1 protein-coding gene is annotated in these 4,538 nt (G+C 76.7%); it reads left to right on the top strand.

From position 1 onward, the window contains the following. A partial coding sequence (locus IE312_RS41580; RefSeq protein ID WP_229900358.1) for a non-ribosomal peptide synthetase occupies positions 1-4,538 on the top strand: 4,538 nt, incomplete at both ends.

Genomic DNA, 4,538 nt, shown 5'->3' with positions numbered 1-4,538 from the left:
GGGCACCCGACCGGACCTGCCCGCGCCGCCCACGCAGTACCCGGACTTCGCGGTGTGGCAGCGCGCCCAGCTCTCGGGACCCCGTCTGGAGCGGCAACTCGACCACTGGCGCGAGAAGCTGACCGGTGCCGTCGCCCCCGAGCTGCCCCTGGACCGGCCCCGGCGCGGCGAGGAGGCGGGGGAGGGCGCCGTCCACGCCTTCACCGTCCCCGCCGACCTCACCGCCCGGCTGCGCGACCTCGCCAGGGACCAGCACAGCACCTTGCACACCGCCCTGGTCGCCGCCACCCAGGCGCTGCTGGCCCGCTGGTCCGGCCAGGACGACATCACCGTCGGCTCGCTGACACCGGGCCGCTCGCGCACCGACCTGGAACGCACCGTCGGGTTCTTCGTCAACACCGTCGCGCTGCGCACCCCGGTGGACACCGCCGGATCCTTCCGCGAGCTGCTGGCGAAGGCGGCCGAGACGGTGGGCGACGCCTTCGCCCACGGCGACACGCCGTTCGAGCGGGTCGTGGAGGCGGTCGGCGCACCCCGCGAGGCGGGCCGCAACCCGCTGTTCGACGTGATGGTCCTGCTGCACCCCGACCCGCCCGCCGCGACCGCCCCGAGCGGTCTCGCCACCACCCCGGTCACCGTGCCCCGGCAGGCGGCCACCTTCGACCTGAGCATCGAGTTCGTACCGGACGGCACCGCGCTGACCGGACTGCTGGAGTACCGCACCGACCTGTTCGACGCGGCCACGGCCGAACGGCTGGCCGGACAGCTGCTGCACCTGCTCCGTGGCGCGGCCGACACCCCGGACCGCCCGCTGGGCAGCCTGCCGCTGATGTCCGGGGACGAGGTACGGCGTGTCCTGCACGACTGGAGCGCCGGCCCGCACCTCCCCGTCGACGACACCCTCCACCCCGTCGTCTTCGAGCGTCGCGCGGCCCGCACCCCGGACGCCCTCGCCCTCGTCGCGGGCGGCGAACGCCTGGACTACGGCACGCTCAACGCCCGCGCCAACCGGCTCGCCCACCACCTCATCGCGCTCGGCGCCGGCCCCGAACGGCTCGTCGCGCTGCGGCTGCCGCGCACCGCCGACATGATCACCGCGATCCTCGCCGTCTGGAAGTCCGGCGCCGGCTACCTGCCGCTCGACCCCGCGCTGCCCGAGGAACGCGTCCGGTACCTGCTGGACGACGCCCGCCCGGCCCTGGTGCTGGACGAGGCCGCCCTGCGCGCCGTACCCGCGACCGCACCGGACACCGACCCCACCGACGCCGACCGGCGCGCCCCGCTGCACCCCGAGCACACCGCGTACGTCATCCACACCTCCGGCTCCACCGGCCGCCCCAAGGGCGTCGTCGTGTCCCACCGCGCGGCGGCGCACCTGCTGGCCGCGCACCGGGCCGGCTTCGTCGCCGAGGCGGGCGGCGGTCCGCTGCGGGTCGCGCTCACCGCGTCCTTCTCCTTCGACACCTCCCTCGAAGGCGTCCTGCTGATGGCCGACGGCCACCCGCTGCACCTGGTCGACGAGACGACCCGGATGGACCCGGCCGCCCTCGTCGAGTACGTCGTCCGCCACCGCGTCGACTTCCTCGACGTCACCCCCTCCTACCTGCGGCAGCTGCTGCCCGCCGGACTGCTCACCGACCCCCGGCACCACCCCCGGGTGCTCATGCTCGGCGGCGAGGCGGTCGGGTCCGCGCTGTGGCGGGAGCTGGCCGCCCACCCGGACGTGACCGCCCACAACTTCTACGGCCCCACCGAGTGCACGGTCGACGCGCTGTCCTGCCGGATCGACGGCGGCGACCGCCCGCTGGTGGGCCGTCCCCTGCCCGGCCTGCGCGCGTACGTGCTGGACGACCGGCTCCAGCCGGTGCCGCCCGGCGTCGGCGGCGAGCTGTACCTCGCGGGCCCCCAGCTGGCCCGGGGCTACACCGGCCGCCCCGGGCTGACCGCCGCCCGCTTCACCGCCGACCCCTACGGGCCGCCCGGCACCCGCATGTACCGCACCGGCGACCTGGCCCGCTGGACCGCCGACGGCCGCCTGGACTACCTGGGCCGCGCCGACGACCAGATCAAGGTGCGCGGCCACCGCATCGAGCCCGGGGAGATCGAGGCCGCCCTGCTCGCGCTGCCCGGCATCACCGCCGCCGCGGTCGCCGCCGTGCCCGACGCGCAGGGCCACCCGCGTCTCGCCGCCTACGTCGTCCCCGCGCCCGGCGCACCCCGCCCCGACCCCGCCGACCTGCGGGCGGCCCTGCGCCGGGTGCTGCCCGACGCGCTGGTGCCGTCCTCCTTCACCCCGCTGGCCGCGCTGCCGCTGACCACCAGCGGCAAACTGGACCGCCGGGCCCTGCCGGCGCCCACGGCCCCGGACACCGAACGGGAGTTCGTCGCCCCGCGCACCCCCGACGAGGAGACCCTGGCCGGGATCTGGGCCGAGGTGCTCGGGGTGGCCCGGGTCGGCGTCACCGACAACTTCTTCGAGCTGGGCGGCGACTCGATCCTGAGCATCCAGGCCGTCTCCCGGGCCCGCGCCGCGGGCCTGAGGATCGGCTCCCAGGACGTCTTCCGGCACCAGACGGTCGCCGACCTGGCCGCCGCCGCGTCCCGCCGCACCGAGACCGCTCCCGCCCGCCGGCGCCCGCGCCCGGACGGGCCCGCCCCGCTCACCCCCGTCCAGGAGTGGTTCTTCGCCACGCACGGCAGCTTGCGGCACTTCAGCATGTCGATGCTGCTCGACCTGCCGTACGACCTGGACGAGCGGGCGCTGGAACAGGCGGTGGACGCCCTGGCGGCCCGGCACCCGGCCCTGCGCACCCGTTACACACGCACCGGGGACAGCTGGCTCCAGCACCCCGGTACCGGCCCGGCCACCGGACTGCTCACCCGGCACGACCCCGGCACCCCGCCCGACGAGGCCGCCGGGGCCGCCCGCGCCGCCCTGGACCCGGCCACCGGAGCCCTCTTCCGCGCCGCCCTGCTCACCGGCGGTGACCGGCCGCGGCTCTTCCTGACCGCCCACCACCTGGCGGTCGACAGCGTCTCCTGGCGGGTGCTGCTCGCCGACCTGGAACAGGCCTACCGGCAGGCGGCGGCGGGCGAGGAGCCCCGACCGGAGCCCGAGCACACCCCGTTCGCCGACTGGGCGCACGACCTCGCCGACCGGGTCCGGGCCGGCGACCTGGACGACGACCTGGCGCACTGGACGGCGGAGACCGCGCTGCCGCGTTCCCCGCTCCCCGTCGACCTGCCCGGCACCCCGCTCGCCGGCTCCGTGCGCACCGTCCGCACCCGCGTGGACCGCGCCACCACCGACGCGCTGCTGCGCCGGGTACCCGCGGCCTACCGCACCCAGGTCAACGACGTGCTGCTGAGCGCGCTGGCCAGGGTGCTGGCCGACTGGACGGGCACCGAGCGGGTCACCGTCGCCCTGGAGGGCCACGGCCGCGAGGAGGACCTCGTCGAGGGTGCCGAACTCTCCCGCACCGTCGGCTGGTTCACCACCCAGTACCCGGTCACCCTGACCCCGGCCGCACCGGCCGACTGGGGGGCCACGCTCAAGGCCGTCAAGGAGCGGCTGCGGGCCGTGCCCCGCCGCGGCCTGAGCTACCAGGCGCTCGGCCACCTCGGTTCGCCCCGGCCGGAGGCGAGAGCCCTCGCCGCACTCCCGCTGCCCCAGGTGTGCTTCACCTACCACGGCCAGTGGGAGGCGCCCGGCGGCGGCGACTTCGCACCGGTCGCCGACGTACCCGGCCGGGACATGGACCCCGGCGCCCCGCTGGACCACCTGCTGGACGTGTCCGCCCTGGTCGCCGACGGCGAACTGGAGATCACCTGGCACTACAGCGAGCAGGTGCACCGCCCCGGCACCGTCCGGGAACTGGCCGAGGGCATGGTGCGCGCGCTCGCCGCCATCGCCGAGCACTGCGCCGAACCCGGCGCGGGCGGCCGTACCCCCTCCGACTTCCCGCTCGCCGGGCTCGACCAGGCCGGCGTGGACCGCCTGGCCGGCGACGGCCGGGACGTGGAGGACCTGCTGCCGCTGACGCCGCTCCAGGAGGGCATGCTCTTCCACCGGCTGGTCGGCGGACCGGACGACGTGTACGTCGACCAGGCCGCCCTGCTGCTGGACGGGGTGAGCGACCCCGGCGCCCTCGCCGCGGCCTGGCAGCGCGTCACCGACCGCACTCCCGCCCTGCGCACCTCGGTCGTCTGGGAGGACGTGCCGGTACCCCTGCAGATCGTGCACCGGCACGTCACCGTGCCCGTCGAGCAGCTGGACTGGCGGGACCTGGACCCGGGGGAGCGGGCCGCGCGGCTGGAGCGGCTGCGCGCCGACGACCTCGCGCGCGGCCTCGACCTGGCAGCCGCGCCCCTGATGCGGCTCACCCTGGTCCGGCTGCCCGGCGACCGGCTGCAGCTGCTGTGGACCTCCCACCACCTGATCCTGGACGGCTGGAGCCTGGCCCAGGTGCTCACGGACGTCTTCGCGGAGTACGCGGCCCTCACCACCGGCGCCGCCGCCCCGCCCCCGGTCCGCCGGC

Origin of the sequence: Streptomyces capoamus (assembly GCF_014654935.1) — a bacterium.
GTDB lineage: Bacteria > Actinomycetota > Actinomycetes > Streptomycetales > Streptomycetaceae > Streptomyces > Streptomyces capoamus.
The sequence above is the reverse complement of the archived record's forward strand: the minus strand, read 5'-3'. Positions and strand labels throughout refer to the sequence as shown.